This window comes from Nitratireductor soli (assembly GCF_001050155.1).
GTDB classification, from domain to species: Bacteria; Pseudomonadota; Alphaproteobacteria; order Rhizobiales; family Rhizobiaceae; genus Nitratireductor; species Nitratireductor soli.
The window spans coordinates 61,448-84,980 of record NZ_LFVY01000015.1 but is presented as its reverse complement, the minus strand read 5'-3'; the positions used below and the strand labels follow the sequence as shown (position 1 = coordinate 84,980).

Sequence of the window (23,533 nt, the reverse complement as noted above, 5' to 3'; positions counted from 1 at the left end):
CCCACACCGGACGCTCTATCTCTTGTTTTCCGCATTTGTGCGGACGTCAGGTGAAACCACCTGACTGCAAAATGCTAGAGGAGTACCGCCGATGAGCGAGGCCGGTCAGACCCTTGCAACCGCGACGAATGTCCGGAGCCTCTCCGACGCTGTGCGCGAGATGAAGAATGCCGCCGCCGACCGGGCCGACGTGGTGGTCGATCTGCGCGAGGCGAGCCGCACGCGCCTCGAGCTCCTGGCGCAGGAGCTTCAGCCGGTGTTCGCCGACGTGCCGAAGGACGATCCCACATTCGACCTGGTGATTTCCTCCGGCGAGCAGCCCCGCCTGTGGATCGACGCCGTGGCGCATGTCGCCATGGGGCGCGATCGCCGCACCTACCGCTTCCTGCGCGACACGCGGCTTGGCCGCGTGGTGATGGCCGAAAGCGCCGACATCAAGCCGGTTGCCGACCAGGTGACCCGCTACATCGCCGAACGCATGGTCGAGCGCCAGCGCCTCATCGACGGCGAGATCGAGACCTTGCCGCGCGGCATTGCCGACGTGGTGGACGAGGCGCCGGCCGAACCGGTGCGCAAAAGCGCCTGGAAAGGGTTTTTCGGCGGCTTGGCGATGGTTCTTCTCGGCGGGCTCGTCGGTGTCGCCGCCGTGATGCTCGTCCTGTCCGACCGGTTCCCCGAGCTGCTGGACTTCCTCGCCCGCTTCTGACGATCCGCTCTATCTCATTGTTCTTCCGCATTTATGCGGGGCGTCAGGCCGACCGATCCTCGCCCGACAGGACGGCGCTGGAGATCTCGCTGATTTCACCGCTGGCATCGGAAATGCCGCGCCGGGCGAAATGCACCCGCCAGGCACCGGGTGCGCCGTCGATCTCGAACAGATTGTAGTGGGCCGGCGGCTTGGCGCCGCCATGGGCTTGCCCCGCGGCGGGCACACCCACCACGGGAACGGAGGCTCCGGCTGCTCCGTCAATGCGATGAACGGTCGGCTTGTGGGTGTGCCCGTGCAACACCAGTTCAGCCCCATGCGTGCGGATCAGCTGCTGAAACCGCGTGATGCCGTACAGGCGCTTGGCTGTGTGGGTTGCGCCGCGCACCGGCGGGTGATGGATCATCACGACCCGGAAAAGCCCGGCTTCGCCCGTCGCATCCAGGATGCTCGCCAGCCGCTGCGCCTGGGCCTTGGAAAAATATCCGCTCGCCATGAAGGGGGCGGTGGCCCGCGCCGAGGATACGCCGATGATCGCCACATTGCCGCGCACCCGCAGAAAGGGAAAACTGCCCTTGCCCTTCACCGGCTGGCGGCCGTCGCCGGTCATATAGGGGCCCCACGCGCGGCAGGCGCGCGCCAGGGCCCCCGGCACATAGGCGTCATGATTGCCCGGCACCACCGATACGGCATCGGCCGGGCCGAGGCCTTCCAGCCACAGCCGCGCCATCTCGATTTCCTTGTCGAGCGCAAGGTTGACGAGGTCGCCCGTCAGCGCGATGTGATCGGGCTTGGCCGCCAGCATGTCGTCGGTGATCTTGTCGATCACGCCGTGGTCGAGATTGAGCCGCCGGTTGCGCTTCCAGTTGATGTATCCGGTAATGCGCTTGGAGGCGAGTTCCCGATAGCTTATGGCGGGGAGGGGTCCCAGATGGATGTCGGAAAAATGCGCGAGCCGAAACATACGCCGTGTGTAGAACACGCAGTCGGAGCTGACCAGCCCGAAGGAGCTGATGCATGAATGACGCCGCCAGCATCGTGAAAAAGCCCTTGTTCCGCGCCCGTCTGTTCCACATCTGGCTGCGCCTCAGCCGGCCGATGACGCTCGGCATGCGCGGTGTGGTGTTCGACGCCGACACCAATTCCGTCTTCCTGGTGCGGCACACCTATGTGAAGGGCTGGCACTTTCCCGGCGGCGGCGTCGAACCGGGTGAAAGCACGCAAGCCGCGTTGGCGCGCGAACTGGCGGAAGAGGGCAATATCGAGATTTTGCGCCGGCCGGAGCTGAAATCGTTCCACTTCAACCGCCACGCCAGTTCTCGCGATCATGTCGCGGTCTATCTCATCACCGATTTCCGCCAGACCCGCCCGCATGTGCCCGATCGCGAGATCGCCGAGGCGCGCTTCTTCCGGCTCGACGCGCTGCCCGACGGCACCAGCGACGGCACGCGCCGGCGCATCGCCGAGATATTCGACGGCGCACCGGTGTCGGATGAATGGTGAGGTTGAGCGCCGGGACCTGCCGCAGGCGTGTCGGCATGACGAACGGCAGGGGGAGTGGTGTCAATCGTCGGCGCCGGCGCGTTGCTCATCCCTTTCCACAATTCGTCACCCTCGGGCCCCGACCCGAGGGTCCATGCCGGAAGAGGCCGTCCTCGCGTGCTATCGCCTCTCGTTCGCTTCACGCCGCCTTCGCCAGCCGCCCGCGATCGTGCGGAGCGTCCAGCTTGAGCTCCGGCCCGACCGGCACGATGCGCGTCGGGTTGATCGTCGCGTGGCTGCCATAGTAGTGGGCCTTGATGTGCAGCATATCGACCGTCTCGGCGATGCCCGGCACCTGGTAGAGCTCGCGCAGATAGTTCGACAGGTTGGGATAGTCGGCGATGCGGCGCAGATTGCACTTGAAGTGGCCGACATAGACCGGGTCGAAGCGCACCAGCGTGGTGAACAGGCGCCAGTCGGCCTCCGTCACTCGGTCGCCGGCCAGGTAGCGCTGGCGTGACAGCCTGTCCTCGACCATGTCGAGCGCGGCAAACAGCGCCTCGAACGCTTCCTCATAGGCGCCTTGCGTGGTGGCGAAGCCGGCCTTGTAGACGCCGTTGTTGATGTCGTCGTAGACGCGCTCGTTGATGGCGTCGATCTCGGTGCGCAGCGCCTCGGGATAGAGATCGATCGAGGCATCGCCCCAGGCGTCGAACGCCTCGTTTAGCATGCGGATGATTTCGGAGGATTCGTTTGAAACGATCGTTTCCGTCTTCCTGTCCCACAGCACCGGTACCGTCACCCGGCCCGAATAATGCGGGTCGGCCTTGGTGTAGATCTGGTGCAGGAAATCGAGGCCGTAGAGCCCGTCGCCGGTCGCGCCGTCCTCCTGCTTGAAGGTCCAGCCACTGTCGCCCATGAAGTGATGCACCACCGAGACGGAGATCACGTCCTCGAGCTTCTTCAGCTTGCGGAAGATCAGCGTCCGGTGCGCCCAGGGGCAGGCCAGCGAAACATAGAGGTGATAGCGGCCGGGCTCCGCCTTGAAGCCACGCGTGCGGCCTTCCGCCGGCTCTCCGTCCACGGTGACGAAGTCGCGGAACTGCGATTTCGAGCGTTCGAAGCGGCCGCCGCTCTTGGCGGTGTCGTACCACTGGTCGCGCCAGACGCCATCGACAAGCAAACCCATCGTTCAATCTCCTGTGTTCGAACCGCATGTAGGACATTGCCGGGGCAAACCCAACCGCGCCGGGCGTGAACGCAGCGTCAACAATTTTGCCGCCGGGTCAATCTTCCGATGGACGGCGCAAAATTTTGCTGCTAGCCAAAACGCCGCAAGATGGAGATGCGCATCATGATCCGGTTCCAGGTGGAGCGACGACGAAAGGACTGAAGGCCCCTGGCTTGGGGCGCGCAGGCAGGTTTTGCCCGCTGCTCACCTTTCGACACCACCGGAACGCACATCATGTCCTCTGCCGACATCCACTATCTGCCGGAACAGCCGGCGCACGACGCTGAAATCGACCTCATCAACGAAGAAGCCTTCGGGCCGGGCCGTTTCACCCGCGCGGCTTACAAGATTCGCGAGGGCGGGCCGCATGAGCGCGCCATGTCCTTCGTTGCGGTCCACCAGAACCAGGTGATCGCCTCGGTGCGCATGACGTGGATTGCCGCCGGCCAGGGGCGGGCGCTGCTTCTCGGGCCGCTGGCCGTGCGTCCCGCCTTCAAGAACATCGGCATTGGCCGCAAGCTGGTGGCGATCGCCGTGGCGGCCGCGCGTGAGGCCGGGGTGGGAGCCGTCGTGCTGGTCGGCGACGCGCCCTATTACGGGCCGCTCGGCTTTCAGAAAATCGCCCATGGCCAGATATCCATGCCGCGTCCGGTCGACCCCAATCGGCTGCTAGCGGTGGAGATCAGGGAGGGCGCGGTGGCAGCGCTGCAGGGCGATGTGACCCACGCGGCGCTGGCACGGTAGCTTGGGACCGTAGCTGACACGATTTCGGCCGCAATTGCTCCGCAGACTGCCATTGGCTCGCGTTAGGCGAATCGCCACATGTTCCAGTTTTTATTTGATAATTTTATTTGAGGCAGAGATGCGTATTTCACTTTTGATCGCCGCCGCGGCGTTGCTCCCAGGCTGTGCCACGCCGGACACGTCTTCCAGCCACACGTCACGCGGCTTCGACGCCGTTTCGGGGCGTGAAACCTTTCCGCCCTATGTCCGTGGCGGTTATCCCGGGAACACACGCACGTGCGAGACGCGAAATTCCGCCGGCGAGCCGGTCGTCTATAGCTGCTGAAAACCGTCGGTTCGGGCGTTTCACCGCCCCTCGCGGTACCACATCGCCCCGAAGGCGAAGAGCAGCAGCGCCAGGGCCAGGAGGCCGGTGAAGATCGGCACGCGGCGCACCGCCTTCAGCACGCTGTCATTGGTCGAGCGCAGGCCGATCCAGTCATTGCCCGAAGCGCTGCCCGTGCGCCGCACCGGCACGATGTTGGGCAGATCGCCATCGGCGAGCCGCCGCACCGAGCCACCCGTGGCGTCCGCCACGGGAGCCAGCTTTTCCTCGGTCGAGACCATGTCGCCGAATTCCGGCGCGTTGACCGGGCCGACATGGGCAAGGGTCGACAGGTCGCCATTGGCGATGCGATAGATGCCGATCTCGTCGGTGTCGAGGCCGGCGGAAAACCGGCCCGGCCCGGCGGGGCCCAGCGTTGCCGAAAGCGTCTTGCCGGAGGGTGTCGTGATGCCGGCGTCGGGGGCTTCGTTCGCCATCGTCTGGCGGGTGATCTCCAGCCGCATGCCGCGCCCCGCCGCCGAAAGGCGTTCCTCCTCCAGTTCCGGTTCCTTCATCAGCCAGTGGGCAATGCGCCGGTAGAGCGCCACATGCGGGCCGCCGCCCTCGAAGCCGCGCGCCCACAGCCAGCCCTGGTCCGACAGGAACATGCCGACGCGGCCTTCGCCCTTGCGGTTGAGGATCAGGAGCGGCTGTTCGCCGGCCCCTTGCATCACCACCTGGCCCTCAGGCCGGTCGATGCCGATCAGGCGGAACCAGCGGCTCCATTGCGGCGGCTCGGATGCCGCCCCCTCCAGTCCGCGCGTCACCGGGTGACGCTGGCCGGTCTCGGTCAGCCGCGGATAGAAGCCCTGCTCGATCACCTCGCCATTGGGCAGTGCCGGCAGGGCGGAAATCAGCGGCGTGCGGGCGATCGACTGGCCGCCGGCGAATTCTGGACCGGCGGCGATCAACAGCGCACCGCCATTCTCCACATATTCGGCGATGTAGTCGTAATAAAGGATCGGCAGCACGTCGCGGTGCTGGTAGCGGTCGAAGATGATCAGGTCGAAATCGTCGATCTTCTCGACGAACAGCTCGCGTGTCGGGAAGGCGATCAGCGACAATTCGTTGATCGGCGTGCCGTCCTGCTTTTCCGGCGGGCGCAGGATGGTGAAGTGGACGAGGTCCACCGAAGCGTCGGATTTGAGCAGGTTGCGCCAGGTGCGCTCGCCCGAATGCGGCTCGCCGGAAACGAGCAGGACGCGCAAATTCTCGCGGATGCCGTCGACCAGGGCTACGGCGCGGTTGTTGACATCTGTCAGTTCGCCCTCGACCGGGTCGATGGCCAGTTCGATGATGTTGCGCCCGGCGTTCGGAACGTCGATCTCAAGCTGCGTCTCGCGGCCGATCAGCGCTTCCTCGATGAATTTTTCCTCGCCGTTGATGATGACGCGCACATCCACCGGCCCGCTCTCACCGCCCGTCGCCAGCACGCGGTAGGTCAGGTCGAGCGGCTTGCCGACGATGCCGAAGCGCGGCGCGCGCTCGAAGCGGATGCGCCGGTCCTGCTCGTCGGCCCGGCCGGTGATCAGGCCATGGATCGGCGCGCCGAGCGCCGCGGCGTTGTCGGGCACGTCATGCACCTGGCCGTCGGTGATCAGCACCGCGCCCGCCACCCGCGACGGCGGCACGTCGCGCAGCGCGCCGTCGAGCGCATCGAACAGGCGCGTCTGCGCGTTTTCGGCAGCCGAGGAGGCGCGGCCGGTCCTCACCACGCGGGTCTCGAAATCCTTGAAGCGGGCAAGCCGCGCCTCCACCTCGGCGGCTGCTTCCTGCGTTGTCTGCGCGCGGTCGCCAATGGTCGTCTGGCTCTGGCTCTCGTCCACCACCACGGCGACGACGCTTTTCAGAGGCTCGCGCTCCTCGTCGAGCAGGACCGGGTTGGCCAGCGCCGCGCCAAGGGCGGCCAGCGCCGCCAGCCGCAGCCATGCACCGCGCTGGCCGGTCCACAGGCCGGCAAACGCCAGAGCCGCGACGGGCACCAGCAGCGCCGCCAGCACCGGCCAGGAGAAGAAGGGTTCGAAGCTGAGCGACCAGTTCATGATGGCTCCTACTGCCCCAGCCGTTCGAGCAGGATCGGCACGTGCACCTGGTCGGATTTGTAGTTGCCGGTCAGCATGTACATGACGATGTTGACCCCGGCGCGCATGGCATAGAGCCGTTGCAGCGGGTCGTTGGGCACGGTCGGCAGCAGAGACTGGCCGCTTTCGTCGATGGCCCAGGCGCCGGCGAAATCATTGCCGGTGATCATGATCGGCGTCACCCCGTCGCCGACGCGTACCGGGCGGTCGGTGCGCACGGGCGCGTTCAGCGAGGCTTCCACCCATAGCGGGCTGCCGCGATAGCGGCCGGGAAACTCCGGCAGGATGAAGAAGGACTTCGTCAGGACATGGTCTTCCGGCACCGGCTCGAGCGGCGGCACGTTGAGGCCGGAGAGGATTTCGCGCAGGCGCAGCGTCGCCGGGCTTGCCGAGCTGGAATCGAAACCCGTCGAATACTGGTCGCGCGTGTCGAACAGCACCGTGCCGCCCGACTGCATGTAGGCGTCGATGCGGGCGATGGCTTCCTCCGAAGGCATGGCGGCGGCCGGATCGACGGGCCAGTAGATCAGCGGGTAGAAGGCCAGTTCGTCGCTGGCGATGTTGATGCCGGCCGGCTCGCCCGGCTCCAGCGCCGTCTTGGCGGCGAGGAATTGCGACAGGCCCGCCATGCCGGCGCGGCTGGTGGCATCGACCGATGCGTTGCCGGTGATCACATAGGCCATCCGCGTCTTGGAAATGGCGTCGATGGCTTCCGCCTCGCCGGCACGTTCATCCTGCGCGCGCGCCGTGTCCGGGGCGATCATGGCAAGCCCGATCGCCGCGGCAAGCAGCGCCGCCGCGCCGCGCGCCAGTTTCGGCTTGCGGCGCAGGCCGCCGCCGAGCCACAGCACGGCCAGCGTGTCGAGGGCGAGCAGGGCGAGGGCGGCGGCAAACAGCGGTCCCTTCAAGGGTTGCTGCTGGTCGAAGCCATAGCGGATGGCGCTCATCGGAGCCGGCGCTTGCGGGCGCGCCAGCGGCGTCAGCTCGGCATCCGGGGCCAGCAGGTTGTGCGCCACCACGCCCTCTTCGCTGCCATAGAGGCCGGGCGGGTTTTTCAGCGTCACCGCGCGGTCGCCGGCGGCCAGGGGCTCGGCTTCGGGCGAGGGCGGCACGAGCAGGCCGTCGGCCGAGATCATGCGGTAGGGCGCCAGCGCCTTGCCGCCTTCGGCATTGGCCTCGGCGAGCGCGCCCTGGTTGCGTGACAATTGCACGATGCGGCGCAGCATTTCGACGAAGCTGCCGGAGATGGGCAGGTTCGACCAGGTGGCCTCCGGCGTGACGTGAAACAGCACGATCTGGCCTTCGCCACGCTTGACGCCGGTGACCAGCGGCGTGCCGTCGGCCAGGTTCGCCCAGCTGCGCTCGACGATGTCGGGCGAGGGTTCGGCCAGCACCTGGCGGTTGACCACCACATCGCGCGGCGGCGCCAGGTCGGAGAAGGGGCCGGTGGCGGGAAATTCCGCGACCGGCTGCGGCTCGGTCCAGGAAAGCGCGCCGCCCAGGGAGCGCTCGCCAAGCCTCAGCCGCACGGGCAGCAAATCCTCGTCATTGTCTGCCGCCGCCAGGCGCGGGCCGGCAAAACGCAGCAGCGTGCCGCCGCCATCGACCCAGTCGATGATGGCGCGCCGCGCCGCTTCGGGCAGCGTGCCGACATCCGCCATGACGATGACGGCGGGCTTCTGGTCAAGCAGTTCCGGGATCGCCTCGGTCAGTTCCGGGCTCGATGGCTCCACCAGATCGGCGAAGGGCGAGAGCGCCCGCTTGATGTAGTAGAGCGGCGACAGCAAGGGCTGTGCCTGGTCGGCCTCGCTCTGCGACAACAGCCCGATGCGGCGGCGCCTGGTGTTCTCGTCGAGGACGCGCAGGCCGGCCGCCTGGTTCTCTCCCTCGATGCCGACGGAAACGAAATCGTTGCGCAGTTCGAACGGCACCTGCATCCGGCCGGTGCCCCTGGCGGCGCCGGTGCCGAAAGTGATCACCGTCTCGGCCACGCGTCGGCCCTTGTCGTCGCTGGCATAGGCGACCACCTGGCGGGGGGCCGCATCGCCGCCGGCCCGCGTCGCCGTCACCTCGAAGGCTTCGGCGGTGTTCTGGGCATCGGTCGCCGCCGTCACTGTCAGGCGCTCGGGTGCGGCCCACAGGATCTCAGCCGGCCCGCCGCCAAAGAGCTGGCGGAATGCCGCCTCGTCGCCGCTCGTGGCAAGCCCGTCCGTGAGGACGGCGATGGCCGCACCCGGCAGGTCTTCGAGTGCCGTGGCCACCCGGCCGTAGATTGCCGGGCGGTTGACCGGCACGGGGCGCGGGCGGGCGGCGGCGAGGCGTTCCAGCGCCGTATCGGCGTCGAACGGGCCGATCTCCTGGTTCTGCTCTTCCGCCGTCAGCGCCAGCACCACCGGCTGGTCGTCGGCGCGCGCATCGCCGATCAGCCGGGCGGCGGTGGCGGCGCGCTCGTCCCAGTCGGGGGACGATGCCCAGCCATTGTCGAGGACGATGGCCAGCGCCGCATTGCCGCTGGCCGCCTTTTCGCGCGGGTTCAACACCGGGTCGGCCAGCGCCAGTATGACCAGCGCCGCCAGCATCAGCCGCAGCAGGGTCAGCCACCACGGGCTCTTGTGCGGCGTCTCCTCGCGCTTGATGACGCGGGCGAGGATTTTCAGCGGCGGAAAGGTCTCGCTCTGCGGGCGTGGCGGGGTGAGCCGCAGCAGCCACCAGATCACCGGCAGGGCGATCAGCCCCCAGAGCAGAAACGGTTGGGCGAAGGAGAGCGAAAGCCAGTTCACCGGCTGCCCTCCATCTGGTAGCCGACCTCGGCGCTCATCGCCAGATGCACGGCCACCAGCGCCTGCGCCGCCGGGCGGTCCGTGTGGTGCACCGTGTAGCTCCAGCCAAGCCGCTTGCACCAGGACGCAAGCTCCTCGCGGCGGGCGATGTAGAGCCGGCGGTAATCATCCGCCAGCGTTTCGGCACGGCCGGCGGTCAGCTTGTCGCCCGTCTCGGGATCGGAGAATTCCGTTCGACCCGTATAGGGGAACGCCTCCTCGGCCGGATCGGCGATCTCGATCAGATGGGCGCGCGCGCCATGCCTTGCGAGCTGGTCGAGCCAGGCGATGGTTTCCTCGACCGGGTCGAGGAAATCGCCGGCCAGCACCACGTCGGAAAAGCGGCGGACCGGCATCAGGTCGGGCCGTGCGGCCAGTTCAGGGGCATGCATCAGTTGCGCGGCCAGCCGCTCGGCGCCGTTGCGCGCCGAAAACGGGTCGGTCACGCCGGGCCAGGCGATGCGCTCGCCGCTGCGCGACAAAAGTTCGGCCAGGGCGAGGATCAGCACCAGCGCGCGCGATTCCTTCGAGACCGGGGCGAGATGCGATTTGTAAAGCATGGAGGGCGAGGGGTCGGACCAGAGCCAGACCGTGTGCGCGGCCTCCCATTCGCGGTCGCGGACATACAGATGCTCGTCGCGCGCCGAGCGCCGCCAGTCGATGCGCGACACGGCTTCGCCTTCGACATAGGGCCGAAACTGCCAGAAATTCTCGCCGATGCCGCGCTTGCGGCGGCCATGCCAGCCGGCGATCACATTGTTGGCGACGCGGCCGGCCTCGACCAGCAGATCGGGCAACAGCGCTGCGCGGGCGCGGGCGCGGACCAGCGCATCGCTCGATGCGACACGGGGTGAAACCTCGCCTATCCTGGCCATCAACGCTCTATCCGGCAGCAACCTATCCAGCTGGGCCCGTCCATCAGTCGAGCGCCTTGACCAGACGGCGGATCACGTCGCGCACGCTCATGCCTTCGGCGCGGGCGGCAAAGGTCAGCGCCATGCGATGCTGCAGAACGGGTTCGGCCAATGCACGGATGTCGTCGACCGACGGCGCCAGCCGCCCATCGTAGAGCGCGCGGGCGCGGGCGCACAGCGTCAGCGCCTGGCTGGCGCGCGGGCCGGGGCCCCAGGCCACATGCCGGTCGGTGTCGGGATTGCCGACGCCCGGCCGCGCCATGCGCACCAATTGCAGGATCGCATCGACGACGCTCTCGGGCACCGGCATGCGGCGGATCAGCATCTGGATGTCCCGCAGCCGGTCGGCCGTCAGCGCGTTCTGCGCCTCGGCCTCGTCGACGCCGGTGGTCTCCAGCAGGATGCGCCGTTCGGCCTCGATTTCGGGATAGAGAATGTCGACCTGCATCAAAAAGCGGTCGAGCTGCGCCTCGGGCAGGGGATAGGTGCCTTCCTGCTCCAGCGGGTTCTGCGTCGCCAGCACGTGGAACGGCGCCGGCAGGTCGTGGCGGTGGCCGGCGATGGTGACATGATATTCCTGCATCGATTGCAGCAGCGCCGACTGGGTGCGCGGGCTGGCGCGGTTGATCTCGTCGGCCATCAGGAGCTGCGAGAAGACCGGGCCGGGCAGAAAGCGGAAGGAGCGCTTGCCCTTCTCGTCCTGCTCCATCACCTCGGAGCCGAGAATGTCGGACGGCATCAGGTCGGGGGTGAACTGGATGCGGCGGGCGTCGAGGCCGAGCACCACGCCGAGCGTCTCGACGAGCTTGGTCTTGGCCAGGCCCGGCACGCCGACCAGCAGCGCGTGGCCGCCGGCCAGAATGGCGATCAGGGCCCGCTCGACGACGGCCTCCTGGCCGAAGATGACCCGGCCGACGCCCTCGCGCACCCGGGCGATGTCGGCCAATGCGCGCTCGGCCTCGGCGATCATTTCCTTGTCGCTCAAGGCCTTTTCGCCGGGCATTCTGTCCTTGGAAACGATGCTCATGCCGTCTCGATCCTCATTTGCGGTCGGGACGGACCCTACCGGCACGTGTATGAAACGAATCGCACCGTCACGTCCCTGATCGAATTTAAAACACTGATCAAGGCTGACAAGCGAAACAACAGTGACTATTTCGTGACCATGGACCAGGAAAACAGTTCGAAGATGGAAAGTCTTTCGCACGCCGGCGATGCGGCAAGCCTGGAGGCCCTGGTCGCGCGCGCGGCGCGCGCCGGCAAGGGCGCGCCGCCCGTGGAACGCTGGAATCCGCCCTTTTGCGGCGATCTCGACATGGAGATCAGGGCCGACGGAACCTGGTTCTATCTCGGCACGCCGATCGGCCGGCCGGCTCTGGTGCGGCTGTTCTCCTCGGTTCTGCGCAAGGACGAGGACGGACGGACCTATCTCGTGACGCCGGTGGAAAAAGTCGGCATCCGCGTCGAGGACGCGCCGTTCCTGGCCGTCGAGATGGCGGTTACGGATTCCGGCGCGTCGCAGGTGCTGACCTTCCGCACCAATGTCGGCGATGTCGTCGAGGCAGGTCCCGATCACCCCCTGCGGTTCGCGGTCGAGGCCCAGACGGGCGGCCTGAAGCCCTATCTCCATGTGCGCGGGCGGCTGGAGGCGCTGGTCGGCCGCGCCGTCATGTACGACCTGGTCGAGGCGGGCGAGGAAATCGACATGGACGGGCGGGCGATGTTTGCGCTGCGCTCATGCGGCGCGGTGTTTCCGGTGATGCCGGCGCAGGATCTGCAGAGGCTCAGCCGATGACGATGGAAACGAAGGCGTCGCCTCTTTTTTCCGCCGAGGAGTTCCGCCGCCGGGCCGCCCGCCAGAGCGGTCCGCGGGGGCCGGAGGATTATGGCGACCACGGGCTCAATCCGGACATGAAGAGCCTGATCATGCGGCCGAACCTGCGCGATGCCGCCGTGCTGATCCCCGTGGTCGGCCATGCGGACGGTGCATCGGTCATCCTCACCCAGCGCGCCGAGGCCTTGCGCAACCATTCGGGGCAGGTGGCCTTTCCCGGCGGCCGCATCGATCCGGAAGACGCTTCTGCCGAGGCTGCCGCCCTGCGTGAGGCGGAGGAGGAGATCGGCCTCGACCGGCAGGCGGTGGAGATCGTCGGGCGCATGCCGGACTATTCGACCGGCAGCGGCTATCGCGTTGCCCCCGTGCTCGCCGTGGTGCGGCCGGGCTTCGTTCTGACCATCAATCCCGACGAGGTGGACGTCGCCTTCGAGGTCCCGCTTTCCTTCCTGATGGATCCCGCCAATCACCGGCGCGAAAGCCGCATCTGGAACGACCGCGAGCGCTTCTACTACACCATGCCGTTCGGCGAGCGCTTCATCTGGGGCGTCACGGCGGGCATCATCCGCACGCTTTACGAAAGACTTTATGCTTGATGGACAAGCGTCTGATTTCAGATTCACAATGGCTCTCGGACGAAAGGCTGCAAGCGCTGCTTGCGGCGCTGTCGGCCGATGGCGAGAAGGCACGCATCGTCGGCGGGGCGGTGCGCAACACGCTGCTCGGCCAGGCCGTCAGCGATGTCGACATCGCCACCACCACGACGCCGCGCGAGACCATGCGGCGGGCGCGCAAGGCCGGGTTCCGCACCGCGCCGACCGGCATCGACCACGGCACGATCACGGTCATCGCCGACCACCGCGCCTATGAGGTGACGACGCTGCGCGCCGACGTCGAGACGGACGGACGGCGCGCCAGCGTCACCTTCGGCCGCGACTGGCAGCGCGACGCCGAGCGGCGCGACTTCACCATCAACGCGCTTTACGCCGAGGCCGACGGCACGGTGGTCGATCTGGTCGGCGGCATCGCCGATCTGGAAAGCCGCACGCTGCGCTTCATCGGGGAGGCCGACACGCGCATCCGCGAGGATTACCTGCGCATCCTGCGCTTCTTCCGCTTCTTCGCCTGGTATGGCGCCGGCCGGCCTGACGCCGACGGGCTGAAGGCCTGCGCCCGGCTGAAGGACGGGCTTGGGCAATTGTCCGCCGAGCGTGTCTGGGCGGAATTGAAGAAGCTGCTGTCGGCCGCCGATCCCTCGCGCGCCCTGTTGTGGATGCGCCAGACGGGTGTCCTGACGAAAAGCGTGCCGGAAACGGAGAAATGGGGCATCGACCTGATCGGCCCGCTGATGGAGACCGAACGGGCGCTCGGCTGGGCGCCCGACCCGCTGTTGCGCCTGGCGGCGATCATCCCGCCGCAGAAGGAGCGGATCGAAACGCTGGCGCAACGGCTGAAGCTTTCGCGCGCCGAAAGGCTGTTTCTGGATGGCTGGGCCGAAGCGCCATTGCCTTCGGCCTCGCTCGACGAGGAGCGATTCAGGAAGCTGGCCTATCGCGCTGACGTGAAAGGGCTTTCGACGCGTCTGAAGCTGGCGCTGGCCGGCGCGCGCGGCCGGGCTGTCACGGACGACACGGCGCTTGCCGAGGCGGCGGGCTTTGCCCGGCTTCTCAAACTGCTCGACGGATGGGAGAAGCCATCATTTCCGCTTAGCGGCAATGATCTGACCAAGCTCGGCCTTGAACCGGGCAAGGAACTCGGCGCGCTGCTGGCGACGCTTGAGGATGCGTGGGTCGAATCGGGCTTCGCCCTGAAGCGCGACGCGCTGCTGGCGCGCGCCGCCAACGTGGCCGGCGACAGAGATTAGGCGGCGTTCTTTGCCTGGCTGACGCGCGAGCGGATGGCCTCGACCATGCTTTCGCGGATGACGGTTTCGCCGTGGGTCTCGCGCATGTGCTCGGCGGCGCGGCGGATCACTTCCGCCTCTTCATCGTGGCGCGTGTGCCAATCGCAGCCGGGAACGAGCGAACCGCAATGAAATTCCTTCATGGGATTGTTCTCCTGTTCTCAGTCGAAACGGGCTTAGAGCATCGGACCGAAAAGTGGAATCCGGTTTTCGGTTATTCCGATGCTCCATCAATAATTCAGATCGTCCTTTGTGCGTCCGAAAGGACGCACGGCGATCTGGACTATAACACGAAACGTGGCGAGAGGTTGCCGGCAACGGTAAATGTGATCGCGCCCCACCGTTACGCTTACCGTATCCGTCAGCCATCGACCGTCGCCTCGATCTCGGTGCGCAGCCAGGCCTTGAACTGCCGCACCTTGGCGGCTTCAGCGCGCGTGGCGGAGGTGATCAGCCAGTAGCTGTAGCGGGTCCTGGCGCGTTCCTTGAACGGCGCCACCAACCGTCCGGCCTTGAGCGCGTCGTGGGCCAGCGTGTGCCAGGCCAGCATGACGCCCTGGCCGGCAATCGCCGCGTCGAGGCAAAGCGCCGCGTCGGTGAAGGTGTCGCCCTCGGCCAGATGCGCCTGGTCGAGGCCGAACGGCTTCAGCCAGACGTTCCAATCGATGTTGGAATTGGCGTCGCGGATGATCGGCGCGTTCATGATGTCGGCGGGGGTTTTCAGCTTCCCGGCCAGCGACGGCGCGCAGACCGGGAACACCTCCTGCGCCAGCAGATGTTCCGCCCTGACGTCCGGCCAATTGCCCTCGCCGACGCGGATCGCCAGGTCGATGTCGGAACTGTCGGGATTGACCAGGCCGATCGAGGCGTCCAGGCGCAGCTTCGTTTCCGGGTGTTCGCGGGCATAGCCGGCCAGCCGCGGCACCAGCCATTTGGAGGCGAACACCGGAGCTGCCGAGATCGTCAGCACCGCATCGCTGTCATGCCGGGTCATGGCGATGGCGGTGTCCAGCGTCTGGAAGCCGACCGTCAGCCGGTCGAGGAATTGCCGGCCGAGCGGCGTCGGCCGAATGCCGCGCCCGGTGCGCTGAAGAATCGCCGCGCCAAGCTGCGCCTCGCTCTTGATCACCTGCTGGCTCACCGCGCCGATGGAAACGCCGAGTTCCTCGGCTGCCGCGCGCAGCGAGCCGAGCCGCCCCACCGCTTCGAGGGCGCGCAGGCCGTTCAAATGGGTGCGCTGCAGGTTCTTCATATAGTTTTTCTATAGCAACGCGCAGGCAATCTCCATTGAAATCCGCGCGGCAGCGGCAGATTGTGCGCTTCATTGCACTGTCACATGAAAGGAGCAAAAATCATGTTGCAGATTTTCTGGAAGATGATGCGATCCTTCCAAGACAGCTATCGGCAAGCGGTCGCGCAGGAGAATGAGGAGCGCTGGCGGAACGATCCGCTCTCGCATCCGGCTCTTGCGGCCATGTCGCTTCGCGAACTCGCGGACTTGCCGATGCGCCATCCGGTTGAAGAGAAAACCTCTGAAGCAGAAACCTTGGCCGTCGAGCGGCCAACGGTTCAGCCACTTGCTATCAGCCCGGCTATTCCGCGGCCAGTCGCCCGCCGAGGAAGCCGCCCGATTGCCGCTTCCAAAGCCGTGCGTAAAGGCCGTCCCGTTCCACCAGCGCTTCGTGCGAGCCTTCCTCGACGATGCGGCCCCGGTCCAGCACGATAACCCGGTCGAGGGCGGCGATGGTCGACAGGCGGTGCGCCACGGCGATGACCGTCTTGTTCTCCATCAGCCGCCCGAGATTGTCCTGGATCGCCGCCTCGATCTCCGAATCGAGCGCCGAGGTGGCTTCGTCGAGGATCAGGATCGGCGCGTCCTTCAGCATCATGCGGGCGATGGCGATGCGCTGGCGCTGGCCGCCGGAGAGTTTTACCCCGCGCTCGCCGACCACCGCGTCATAGCCGGTCCTGCCCTTGGGATCCGAGACGTCGAGGATGAACGCATGCGCCGAGGCGCGCTTGGCGGCGGCAACGATCTCCTCCTGGCTGGCGCCGGCGCGGCCATAGGCGATGTTGTCGCGGATCGAGCGGTGCATCAGCATCGGGTCCTGGCTGACGACGCCGAACTGGGCGCGCAGCGATGCCTGCGTCACCTCGGTGATGTCCTGCCCGTCGAGCAGGATGCGGCCCTGCTCGGCCTCGAACAGGCGCAGCATCAGATTGACGATGGTCGTCTTGCCGGCGCCCGAAGGGCCGACCAGCGCCACGCGCTCGCCCGGCTTGATGTGCAGGTCCAGCCCCTCGATGATGCCGCTTTCCTTGCCGTAGTTGAAGGTCACGTCGTCGAAGCGGATGTCGCCCCTGGCGCGCGGCATCTCCATGGCGCCCGCCGCGTCGCGGATCGTCGGCTCGACGGAGACGACGGTGGTCGAATCCTGCACCGTCGCGTAGTTGCGGATCAGGCCGTTGATGTTGAACATCATCCAGCCGGACATCTGGTTCAGGCGGAAGACGAGGCCCATCGCCGCGGCGATCTCGCCGGTGGTGATGGCGCTGTCGAGCCAGCGCGAGATGGCCAGGATGAACACCGCCGCCATCATGAAGCCGTTGACGATGGCCACCGTCACCCGCACGCGGGTGATGGCGCGGGTCAGCACCGTCACGGCGTTGAGGAAATGCGCCATCCCGTCGCGCACATAGGAGTGCTCGCGCTGGCCGCTGTCGAACAGCTTTACCGCCAGGATGTTGGTGAAGGCGTCGACCATGCGGCCGTTGAGGATCGAGCGCTGGTCGGCGGTGCGCCGTCCGGCGCTGCGCAGGGGCGGCAGCAGATAGCGGGCGATGACCACATAGACCGCCACCCACAGCACGACGACCAATCCCATCAACGGATCGAGCACGGTCAGGATGGAGACCGCCAGCACGACGAAGGTCAGGAAGCTCCACATGGTCTGCAGGATGTTGATGATGAAATCGCCCGTCGCCTCGCCGCCCTGCAGGATCTTGGTGACGATGCGGCCGGCGAAGTCGTTCTGGTAGAATTCGTAGGGCTGCTCCATCACCCGGCGAAACGCCTGCCAGCGCACCCGCTGGTAGAAGGCGGGAACGATGACCTGTTCCTCCAGCACGGTGTTGCCGATGATGACCACCGCGCGGACGACGAGCAGCAGGGCGAGGAACACTGCAAGCTTCGTCCAATGGTCGGCGATCAGCGTCGCCGGCGACGACGCGTCGAGCAGGTCGATCAAATAGCCGAGCGCCCAGTAGAGGCCGGCATCGACGGCGCCCATCAGGCCACCGGCGATCAGGAGCAGGATGAACGGCCACTTGGCCTGGCGGGCGAAGAACAGGATGAATTCGTGCGCCTTGACCGGCAATACGGCGCGCTGCGTGTCGCCGAAGGGGTCGATCACCCCTTCGACGCTGCGCCACAACGGCTCCGCGCGCGATTTCTCCGGTTGCTTCGCCGTGTCTTTCATTCGGCAGCCTCGCTGACTTCCAGATCCAGAAACCCGCCCGATTGGCGCTGCCAGAGGCTGGCGTAGAGCCCGCCCTTGGCCACCAGTTGGTCGTGCGTGCCTTCCTCGACGACGCGGCCCTCGTCCATCACCACCAGCCGGTCCATCGCCGCGATGGTCGAGAGCCGGTGGGCGATGGCGATCACGGTCTTGCCCTCCATCAGACGATAGAGGTTTTCCTGGATCGCCGCCTCGACCTCCGAATCGAGCGCCGAGGTGGCCTCGTCGAGAATGAGGATCGGCGCATCCTTCAGCATGACGCGGGCGATGGCAATGCGCTGCCGCTGGCCTCCTGACAGCTTGACGCCGCGCTCGCCCACATGGGCGTCGAAGCCGCGCCGTTCCTTCGGATCGGACAGGCCGCCGATGAAGGTGAGCGCCTCGGCGCGGCGCGCCGCCTCGATCATCATCTCCTCGGTCGCGTCGGGGCGGCCGTAGAGAATGTTGTCGCTGACCGAACGGTGCAGCAGCGACGTGTCCTGTGTCACCATGCCGATGTTTTCGCGCAGGCTGTCCTGCGTCACCTGGGCGATATCCTGCCCGTCGATCAGGATGCGGCCGCGCTCCAGGTCGTAGAAGCGCAGCAACAGGTTGACCAGCGTCGACTTGCCGGCGCCCGAGCGGCCGACCAGGCCGACCTTTTCGCCGGGCTTGATTGCCAGCGACAGGTTTTCGATGACACCGCCCTTCTTGCCGTAGTGGAAGCCGACGGCCTCGAAATCGATGCGGCCCTTTGGCACGGCGAGCGGCCCGGCGTCCGGCCGGTCGTCGACGACGCGCGGCAGCGAGATCGAGTTGATGCCGTCCTGCACCGTGCCGATGTTCTCGAACAGGGCGGACAATTCCCACATGATCCATTGCGACATGCCCCACAGGCGCAGCACCAGGCCGAGCGAGACGGCGACGGCGCCGATCGACACGGCATCGCCGAGCCACAGCCAGATGCCGAGCGCGCCGATCAGGAACAGACAGGTCGAGTTCAGCACGTACAGCACGCCGTAGAGGCTGGTGACGAGCCGCATCTGCTGGCGGACGGTGGCGAGGAAGCCGCTCATCCCCTCCTTGGCGAAGGAGGCTTCGCGACGCGCATGCGAGAACAGTTTTACCGTCTGGATGTTGGTGTAGCTGTCGACGACGCGGCCGGTCATGATCGAGCGCGCATCGGCCTGCCGCTCGGCGACCTTGCCCAGCTTCGGCACGAAATGGCGCATCAGGAAAACGTAGCAGATCAGCCAGCCGACGAGCGGCAGTGCGAGCCGCCAGTCGGCGGCGGCGACGATGAACAGCATGCCGGTGAAATAGACCGTCACGTAGTTCAGCACGTCGAAGAGCTTGATGACGCATTCGCGCACGGCCAGCGCCGTCTGCATCAGCTTGGTGGCGATGCGGCCGGCGAACTCGTCCTGGTAGAAGCTCATCGACTGCTTGAGCAGGTAGCGGTGCACCTGCCAGCGGATGCGCATCGGGTAATTGCCCATCAGCGTCTGCTGCGAGAGCAGCGAATGGAACCACACCATCAGCGGCAGGCCGACCAGCACCAGCAGGGACATGCCGGCCAGCTTCCAGCCCTCCGTCTCAAGGAAGGTCGCCCGGTCGCTTTGCGACAGCCAGTCGACGATGTTGCCGAGGAAGGAGAACATCCACACCTCGGCAATGGCGATGCCGGCCATCAGGATGGCGGCCGGAATGAGATAGGGCCAGGCGCCCCTGGTGTAATGCAGGCAGAAGCCCATCAGCGTCTTTGGCGGCTCCTGCGGCTCTTCGGCCGGGAAGGGGTCCAGGCGGTTTTCGAACCATTGAAACATCGTTTCGGGCATCTTTCGTCTGTTTGCCCATCATCGTGAAGTCTTGAGTCACGGTGATGAGCCAGTTCATTGTTTTCGCATGGCCTTTGCGGGCAGCGCCGGGGCCGCCCGCGAAGGCCATGCGTCTATCTGTGGCCCTTGCGCGGCAAGGGGGCTGCCGAGCCCAGGATGGGTTGCCGCTCCGGCCCGTGCGACGGGCCGGCGTTCAATGCGGATTTGAGCCCTTTGCCGTTCTTGCGTGTGTCGAAAGTGTGCGGCATTTGCGCCGGCTTGCCGAGAGCGGCCTTGAAGGCTCCTGACATGGTCTTGGCGGGAGCCGCGTCATTGTCCCGCTTCAAAGCGGGAGCGGCCGTCGTCGATTGTTCTTCGGACGTCGGACGTCCATTGGGAAAACGTGCAGTCATGATGCGAATCCATCGTGGTTTCCGGAAAAAATGTCCGGCGGATCCGCTCGCGCGTTGCTTCAGTTCTGAGAAAAAAGCTTTGGAACGAAAACCGCCGTCAGGCCTCGCGGCGCGCCGTGAACCAGGGGCGCAGACCGGCGAGGGAGGTAAGCATCGAGTAATCCATTGCCACCTCCAGCGGTGTTCGTTGACAGGGCGGCTTTTATAGCCGCGATGCAGGGTTTTGGCCAGTGGCGCCAAAACGCCACCGGCCATCTTCCCCCTGGCCATCTTCCCCCTGGCCATCTTCGATGAGAGCGTGGCCAGATTGCCGCAGTCCGACCGCAGCGCGTTCATCGGAACCATCCGGCCAGGCGTGTGCGCCATGAGGGGCGAATGGCCGGCTCGGCCCGGGTGAAATCAACGTCTGGCAACTGGCCGCGATGGGGGCGTCGCGGCGCGCCGCCCTCGAGCGGCACGTGAGCGCCGATGGTCAGCGCCCACGCGGCCAGTTTCCGGTCGTGCAATGTCTGTCGCGCCGGACCGAAGGCAGGGTTGCGCGGCGCCGGCGGTCGGCCTTTCGGCCGTTGGGGGAAACGGTTGTGCATCGTAACAGTCCTTGGAAAACGGAAAACGGCTTCCGGCTGAACTCGAAACGATGCTTCTGCGTGTGCGTGAAGGTAAGCTGTTCGAACCGAGTTCGCCGCTAGGCGGTAAGCCCGCAGGCGTGGAGCCCACAAGCGCGGAGCCAAGTCATGTGCAACATTATCGTCATGCCTTTCTCCTTCGGTTCGCGTTGACAGTGCAGCACTTATATCGGCAGTTGCGGTGTCTTGCCAGCGCGGTTTTCCCTTTCCGGGATTCCGGAAAGGGATTGTGTCCTGGCAGCCACACCGACAGCGCCGCGCGTCTTTTTAGACGCGCAAAGGACGCTGTAACACTTTGAAATGCTGCATAATTTTTTCCTCAAATCGATTCCGATTTAAGGAATTATGCAGTAGCCACGTCGGAAGACACAGCCAGATGCGCATCGCCCTCTACCAGCCCGACATTCCCGGCAATACGGGGGCGATCCTGCGCCTGGCAGCGTGCCTCGATCTTGCGGTCGATCTGATCGAGCCGGCCGGTTTCGACCTGTCCGACCGCAATCTGAAGCGCGCCGGCATGGATTACATCGAGCGGGCGACGCTTGTGCGTCATGCGTCCTGGGAGAGGTTCGAGGCGTGGCGGCATGGCGAGGGCCGGCGCCTTCTCCTGTTCTCCACGCGGGCAGAGACGGTCTATACGGCATTCGTCTATCGCGAGGACGACATCCTGCTGTTCGGTCGTGAAACGGCCGGCGTGCCGGAGGATGTGCATCAAGCCGCCGACGCACGGCTTCTGATCGCCATGAAGGAGGGCACGCGCAGCCTGAACCTGGCAATGAGCGCCGCCATGGCCGCCGGCGAGGCGCTGCGGCAGACACGATAGGCGCGTCGCCGAGACGAGCCTGCAAAATGGCAATGCCGCCAGGTGGAGTCACCTGCGGCATTGCTCCACTACAGCATTGTGTGCCTTGTCGAGACGATGCTTCAGTTCGGAATCGCGGCGCCGATTGCCTGCAGACCGGCGACGGCGCATTCGGCGTCGATCGTGCCGGAAGGTGCGCCGCCGACGCCGATGCCGGCAACCAGCACGTCGTCAAAGCGCACGGGCGCGCCTCCGCCCAGAATGACGAGGCGCCGGTCCATGTCACGCAGCCCCGCCAGTTGCGGATTGTCGGCGATGGCTTGCGCCAGTTGGCCGGAAGGACGTCCCATCGAGGCCGAGGTGAAGGCCTTGCCTGTGGCCGATCCGGCGGTGTGGGGGCCAGCACCATTGCCGCGCAGCAGCGCCGTGGTTTCGCCATCGCGTCCAACGACTGCAGCGCTCACCGCGAACCCCTTCTGCGCACACGCCTCAACCGCCGCCCTGGCGGCTTCCACCGCCTTGTCCAGTGGCAGGTAAGTGGTGGTGGGAAGCGTGTCGGCGTGCGCGGTTGCAAGCGTTGCCGCAAGGATGATCGCCGCACCTAGAGAGCGGGTTGAAAACATGAAGGTCTCCTAAAATTCCTATAAAAATTATATATTTACGGGCGGTACACGGCCCGCTTTTATCCCAACGGCGGCAAGATAGCCGGAACCCGGCAGGCTACAAGTCAAGACTTCTTCAAATTTGCCTGGTTGCCGATCACGCAACTTTGAGCGGATGGCGGCTGGCGCGTCACGCGCGGCAATCGAAGGGGGAGCGTCAGTCGGCGCTGGGCAGGCGGCGCATGGTGAATTCGATCATGTCGCCGGGGCGTTCGCACCAGCTCTCGATTTCGGTCCAGTAGGCTTGTTTGGGCCAGCGGTCCAGCCATTCGCGGGCCTTGGCGCGGGCCTGGGCGCGCGGCAGGGCGAAGGTCTCCCGCAAGAATCCGTCGCGCGGCAAGCGGCTTGCCTTGGCGCGGTGCTTGTCGATACTGCGCTTCAGCCCTTCAAGCGGAGGTTTTGCGGGCACACGCACGAAAGAACTCCTTGACCCGTCCGATAAGAAGATTAGGCAACACGCTTGGAAATTGCGAGTCATTTGTCGGGCTGCGCGGGCGCGTCTTAGAGTATTTTGCAGTCAGGTGGAATCACCTGACGTCCGCACAAATGCGGAAAAACCAAGAGATAGACCGGTTCAGCGTTTCTATGAAACGCTGAACCGGTCTAGCGGCGCCTTTGGAGGTCCAAAAGGAAAAAAGATGCAGAAACCAGATATCCCGGCCGGCTTGCCCGAGGGCGTGGAAGACAAGAAGACCGCCGCCAGGGCCTGGTTCGAGGAATTGCGCGACCGGTTGTGCGTCGCCTTCGAAGCGCTGGAGGACGAGTTGGCCGGACCGCTGTCGACGCGCATGCCGGGCCGCTTCGAGCAGACGCCCTGGCTGCGCGAGGAGGGGGCCGGCGGCGGCGGTGTGATGTCGGTCATGCACGGCCGCGTCTTTGAAAAAGTGGGCATTCACGTCTCGACGGTGCATGGCGAATTTTCGCCGGATTTCCGCACGCAGATTCCCGGCGCCGATGAAGATCCACGGTTCTGGGCGTCGGGCATCTCGCTGATCGCCCATCCGCAGAACCCGCATGTGCCGGCCGTTCACATGAACACCCGCATGGTGGTGACGACAAGGCAATGGTTCGGCGGCGGCGCCGATCTGACGCCGGTGCTCGAGCGGCGGCGCACCCAGGAGGATGCCGACACGCAGGCCTTCCATCAGGCGATGAAATTCGTCTGCGACCGGCATGCCGCCATCGTCGACTACGACAAATACAAGGCCTGGTGCGACACGTATTTCTATCTGCCGCACCGCGACGAGGCACGCGGCGTCGGCGGCATCTTCTACGATTGGCTGAAGAGCCCGGAGGAAAAGGGTGGCTGGCAGGCGGATTTCGACTTCACCCGCGATGTGGGCCGCGCCTTCGCCATCGTCTACCCGCATCTGGTGCGCAAGAACTTCAACACCAACTGGACGGAAGCCGACCGCGAGGAGCAATTGGTGCGGCGCGGCCGCTATGTGGAGTTCAACCTGCTCTACGATCGCGGCACGATCTTCGGCCTGAAGACCGGCGGCAATGTGGAGTCCATCCTCTCCAGCCTGCCGCCCGAGGTGAAGTGGCCATAGGCGGCGGCCAACTCTTCAGTTTCGCTGATCTTTGCGGCCTGTCCTTTTGATTTGAGAATTGCCGGCATTCGCGGTTCCATGGCGC

At 66.0% G+C, this 23,533-nt stretch carries 21 protein-coding genes; 8 read left to right on the top strand and 13 right to left on the bottom strand.

Features of this window, described 5'->3' with window-relative positions; genetic code table 11:
- Nucleotides 1–91 precede the first annotated feature (91 nt).
- A complete protein-coding gene (locus AB843_RS18655) occupies nt 92–706 on the top strand; it encodes a hypothetical protein (protein ID WP_048648395.1) in 615 nt (204 codons plus the stop codon).
- A 43-nt stretch (nt 707–749) separates the two neighbouring features.
- On the opposite strand, the gene AB843_RS18650 is transcribed toward AB843_RS18655, so the two are convergent.
- Nucleotides 750–1,670 carry a metallophosphoesterase family protein gene (locus tag AB843_RS18650; RefSeq protein ID WP_048648394.1) on the bottom strand — a complete coding sequence of 307 codons (921 nt, stop codon included), beginning with the start codon at nt 1,668–1,670 and terminating at the stop codon, nt 750–752.
- A 53-nt stretch (nt 1,671–1,723) separates the two neighbouring features.
- Between AB843_RS18650 and AB843_RS18645 the strand changes: the two genes are divergently transcribed.
- Nucleotides 1,724–2,209: an NUDIX domain-containing protein gene (locus AB843_RS18645; RefSeq protein WP_048648393.1), complete on the top strand. Its 486-nt coding sequence runs from the start codon at nt 1,724–1,726 to the stop codon at nt 2,207–2,209.
- A 178-nt stretch (nt 2,210–2,387) separates the two neighbouring features.
- On the opposite strand, the gene AB843_RS18640 is transcribed toward AB843_RS18645, so the two are convergent.
- Nucleotides 2,388–3,377: a glutathione S-transferase family protein gene (locus AB843_RS18640; protein WP_048648392.1), complete on the bottom strand. Its 990-nt coding sequence runs from the start codon at nt 3,375–3,377 to the stop codon at nt 2,388–2,390.
- Between the two features lie 276 nt (nt 3,378–3,653).
- On the opposite strand from AB843_RS18640, the gene AB843_RS18635 reads away from it, so the two are divergent.
- Nucleotides 3,654–4,163, top strand: a complete 510-nt coding sequence (locus AB843_RS18635; RefSeq protein WP_048648391.1) for a GNAT family N-acetyltransferase — start codon at nt 3,654–3,656, stop codon at nt 4,161–4,163.
- 345 nt (nt 4,164–4,508) lie between these two features.
- Here AB843_RS18635 and AB843_RS18630 read toward each other — a convergent pair whose 3' ends face one another.
- The 4 genes from AB843_RS18630 to AB843_RS18615 are packed head-to-tail and all read right to left on the bottom strand — an operon-like array spanning nt 4,509 to nt 11,368.
- Nucleotides 4,509–6,569, bottom strand: a complete 2,061-nt coding sequence (locus AB843_RS18630) for a membrane protein (RefSeq protein ID WP_048648390.1) — start codon at nt 6,567–6,569, stop codon at nt 4,509–4,511.
- Nucleotides 6,570–6,577: 8 nt separating this feature from the next.
- Entirely contained in the window at nt 6,578–9,388 is a 2,811-nt protein-coding gene (locus AB843_RS18625) for a DUF4159 domain-containing protein (RefSeq protein ID WP_048648389.1), read from the bottom strand.
- Nucleotides 9,385–10,302, bottom strand: coding sequence for a DUF58 domain-containing protein (locus AB843_RS18620; RefSeq protein ID WP_048648388.1), 918 nt, complete (start codon nt 10,300–10,302; stop codon nt 9,385–9,387). The genes AB843_RS18625 and AB843_RS18620 overlap by 4 nt, the downstream gene beginning before the upstream one ends.
- Nucleotides 10,303–10,345: 43 nt before the next feature.
- Nucleotides 10,346–11,368, bottom strand: a complete 1,023-nt coding sequence (locus AB843_RS18615) for an AAA family ATPase (protein WP_048648387.1) — start codon at nt 11,366–11,368, stop codon at nt 10,346–10,348.
- A 162-nt stretch (nt 11,369–11,530) separates the two neighbouring features.
- Between AB843_RS18615 and AB843_RS18610 the strand changes: the two genes are divergently transcribed.
- From AB843_RS18610 to AB843_RS18600, 3 genes are read left to right on the top strand one after another with little or no spacing between them, the layout of a single operon-like run.
- A complete protein-coding gene (locus AB843_RS18610) occupies nt 11,531–12,136 on the top strand; it encodes a DUF1285 domain-containing protein (RefSeq protein ID WP_342022007.1) in 606 nt (201 codons plus the stop codon).
- 2 nt (nt 12,137–12,138) lie between these two features.
- Nucleotides 12,139–12,771, top strand: a complete 633-nt coding sequence (locus AB843_RS18605; RefSeq protein WP_048648386.1) for a CoA pyrophosphatase — start codon at nt 12,139–12,141, stop codon at nt 12,769–12,771.
- Nucleotides 12,771–14,039 carry a CCA tRNA nucleotidyltransferase gene (locus AB843_RS18600; RefSeq protein ID WP_048648385.1) on the top strand — a complete coding sequence of 423 codons (1,269 nt, stop codon included), beginning with the start codon at nt 12,771–12,773 and terminating at the stop codon, nt 14,037–14,039. The genes AB843_RS18605 and AB843_RS18600 overlap by 1 nt, the downstream gene beginning before the upstream one ends.
- Here the strand turns inward: AB843_RS18600 and AB843_RS18595 are convergent.
- The 5 genes from AB843_RS18595 to AB843_RS25700 all read right to left on the bottom strand — a co-directional run bounded on the left by AB843_RS18595 (nt 14,036) and on the right by AB843_RS25700 (nt 20,141).
- Nucleotides 14,036–14,221 carry a DUF1059 domain-containing protein gene (locus tag AB843_RS18595; RefSeq protein ID WP_048648384.1) on the bottom strand — a complete coding sequence of 62 codons (186 nt, stop codon included), beginning with the start codon at nt 14,219–14,221 and terminating at the stop codon, nt 14,036–14,038. The genes AB843_RS18600 and AB843_RS18595 overlap by 4 nt on opposite strands.
- 218 nt (nt 14,222–14,439) lie before the next feature.
- Nucleotides 14,440–15,330 carry a LysR substrate-binding domain-containing protein gene (locus AB843_RS18590; protein WP_048648383.1) on the bottom strand — a complete coding sequence of 297 codons (891 nt, stop codon included), beginning with the start codon at nt 15,328–15,330 and terminating at the stop codon, nt 14,440–14,442.
- 340 nt (nt 15,331–15,670) lie between these two features.
- On the bottom strand, nt 15,671–17,557 hold the full coding sequence (locus AB843_RS18585; protein WP_082143890.1) for an ABC transporter ATP-binding protein: 1,887 nt from the start codon (nt 17,555–17,557) through the stop codon (nt 15,671–15,673).
- Complete coding sequence (locus tag AB843_RS18580; protein WP_425286822.1) at nt 17,554–19,413, bottom strand: ABC transporter ATP-binding protein; 1,860 nt, start codon at nt 19,411–19,413, stop codon at nt 17,554–17,556. Before AB843_RS18580 ends, AB843_RS18585 begins: the two co-directional genes overlap by 4 nt.
- Nucleotides 19,414–19,526: 113 nt before the next feature.
- On the bottom strand, nt 19,527–20,141 hold the full coding sequence (locus AB843_RS25700) for a hypothetical protein (RefSeq protein WP_157384553.1): 615 nt from the start codon (nt 20,139–20,141) through the stop codon (nt 19,527–19,529).
- 666 nt (nt 20,142–20,807) lie between these two features.
- On the opposite strand from AB843_RS25700, the gene AB843_RS18570 reads away from it, so the two are divergent.
- Entirely contained in the window at nt 20,808–21,254 is a 447-nt protein-coding gene (locus AB843_RS18570) for a tRNA (cytidine(34)-2'-O)-methyltransferase (protein ID WP_048648381.1), read from the top strand.
- A gap of 101 nt (nt 21,255–21,355) precedes the next feature.
- Here the strand turns inward: AB843_RS18570 and AB843_RS18565 are convergent, their stop codons facing one another.
- Both AB843_RS18565 and AB843_RS18560 read right to left on the bottom strand, forming a co-directional pair.
- The gene (locus AB843_RS18565; protein WP_048648380.1) at nt 21,356–21,856 is read right to left on the bottom strand and encodes a GlcG/HbpS family heme-binding protein; all 501 of its coding nucleotides are present in this window, start codon (nt 21,854–21,856) and stop codon (nt 21,356–21,358) included.
- Between the two features lie 196 nt (nt 21,857–22,052).
- Nucleotides 22,053–22,310, bottom strand: a complete 258-nt coding sequence (locus AB843_RS18560; protein ID WP_048648379.1) for a hypothetical protein — start codon at nt 22,308–22,310, stop codon at nt 22,053–22,055.
- Nucleotides 22,311–22,533: 223 nt separating this feature from the next.
- Between AB843_RS18560 and hemF the strand changes: the two genes are divergently transcribed.
- Nucleotides 22,534–23,448, top strand: a complete 915-nt coding sequence (gene hemF, locus AB843_RS18555) for an oxygen-dependent coproporphyrinogen oxidase (protein ID WP_048648378.1) — start codon at nt 22,534–22,536, stop codon at nt 23,446–23,448.
- The last annotated feature ends 85 nt before the right edge of the window (nt 23,449–23,533 follow it).

Excerpts from the sequence above, each read along its gene's own strand:
- AB843_RS18655 (WP_048648395.1), top strand. The coding sequence starts at position 92 with ATGAGCGAGGCCGGTCAGACCCTTGCAACCGCGACGAATGTCCGGAGC.
- AB843_RS18630 (WP_048648390.1), bottom strand. The coding sequence starts at position 6,569 with ATGAACTGGTCGCTCAGCTTCGAACCCTTCTTCTCCTGGCCGGTGCTG.
- AB843_RS18635 (WP_048648391.1), top strand. The coding sequence starts at position 3,654 with ATGTCCTCTGCCGACATCCACTATCTGCCGGAACAGCCGGCGCACGAC.
- AB843_RS18565 (WP_048648380.1), bottom strand. The coding sequence starts at position 21,856 with ATGTTTTCAACCCGCTCTCTAGGTGCGGCGATCATCCTTGCGGCAACG.
- AB843_RS18650 (WP_048648394.1), bottom strand. The coding sequence starts at position 1,670 with ATGTTTCGGCTCGCGCATTTTTCCGACATCCATCTGGGACCCCTCCCC.
- AB843_RS18600 (WP_048648385.1), top strand. The coding sequence starts at position 12,771 with ATGGACAAGCGTCTGATTTCAGATTCACAATGGCTCTCGGACGAAAGG.
- AB843_RS25700 (WP_157384553.1), bottom strand. The coding sequence starts at position 20,141 with ATGAACGCGCTGCGGTCGGACTGCGGCAATCTGGCCACGCTCTCATCG.
- AB843_RS18570 (WP_048648381.1), top strand. The coding sequence starts at position 20,808 with ATGCGCATCGCCCTCTACCAGCCCGACATTCCCGGCAATACGGGGGCG.
- AB843_RS18595 (WP_048648384.1), bottom strand. The coding sequence starts at position 14,221 with ATGAAGGAATTTCATTGCGGTTCGCTCGTTCCCGGCTGCGATTGGCAC.
- AB843_RS18620 (WP_048648388.1), bottom strand. The coding sequence starts at position 10,302 with ATGGCCAGGATAGGCGAGGTTTCACCCCGTGTCGCATCGAGCGATGCG.
- AB843_RS18585 (WP_082143890.1), bottom strand. The coding sequence starts at position 17,557 with ATGAAAGACACGGCGAAGCAACCGGAGAAATCGCGCGCGGAGCCGTTG.
- AB843_RS18580 (WP_425286822.1), bottom strand. The coding sequence starts at position 19,413 with ATGCCCGAAACGATGTTTCAATGGTTCGAAAACCGCCTGGACCCCTTC.
- AB843_RS18605 (WP_048648386.1), top strand. The coding sequence starts at position 12,139 with ATGGAAACGAAGGCGTCGCCTCTTTTTTCCGCCGAGGAGTTCCGCCGC.
- AB843_RS18615 (WP_048648387.1), bottom strand. The coding sequence starts at position 11,368 with ATGAGCATCGTTTCCAAGGACAGAATGCCCGGCGAAAAGGCCTTGAGC.
- AB843_RS18640 (WP_048648392.1), bottom strand. The coding sequence starts at position 3,377 with ATGGGTTTGCTTGTCGATGGCGTCTGGCGCGACCAGTGGTACGACACC.
- AB843_RS18610 (WP_342022007.1), top strand. The coding sequence starts at position 11,531 with ATGGAAAGTCTTTCGCACGCCGGCGATGCGGCAAGCCTGGAGGCCCTG.
- hemF (WP_048648378.1), top strand. The coding sequence starts at position 22,534 with ATGCAGAAACCAGATATCCCGGCCGGCTTGCCCGAGGGCGTGGAAGAC.
- AB843_RS18645 (WP_048648393.1), top strand. The coding sequence starts at position 1,724 with ATGAATGACGCCGCCAGCATCGTGAAAAAGCCCTTGTTCCGCGCCCGT.
- AB843_RS18590 (WP_048648383.1), bottom strand. The coding sequence starts at position 15,330 with ATGAAGAACCTGCAGCGCACCCATTTGAACGGCCTGCGCGCCCTCGAA.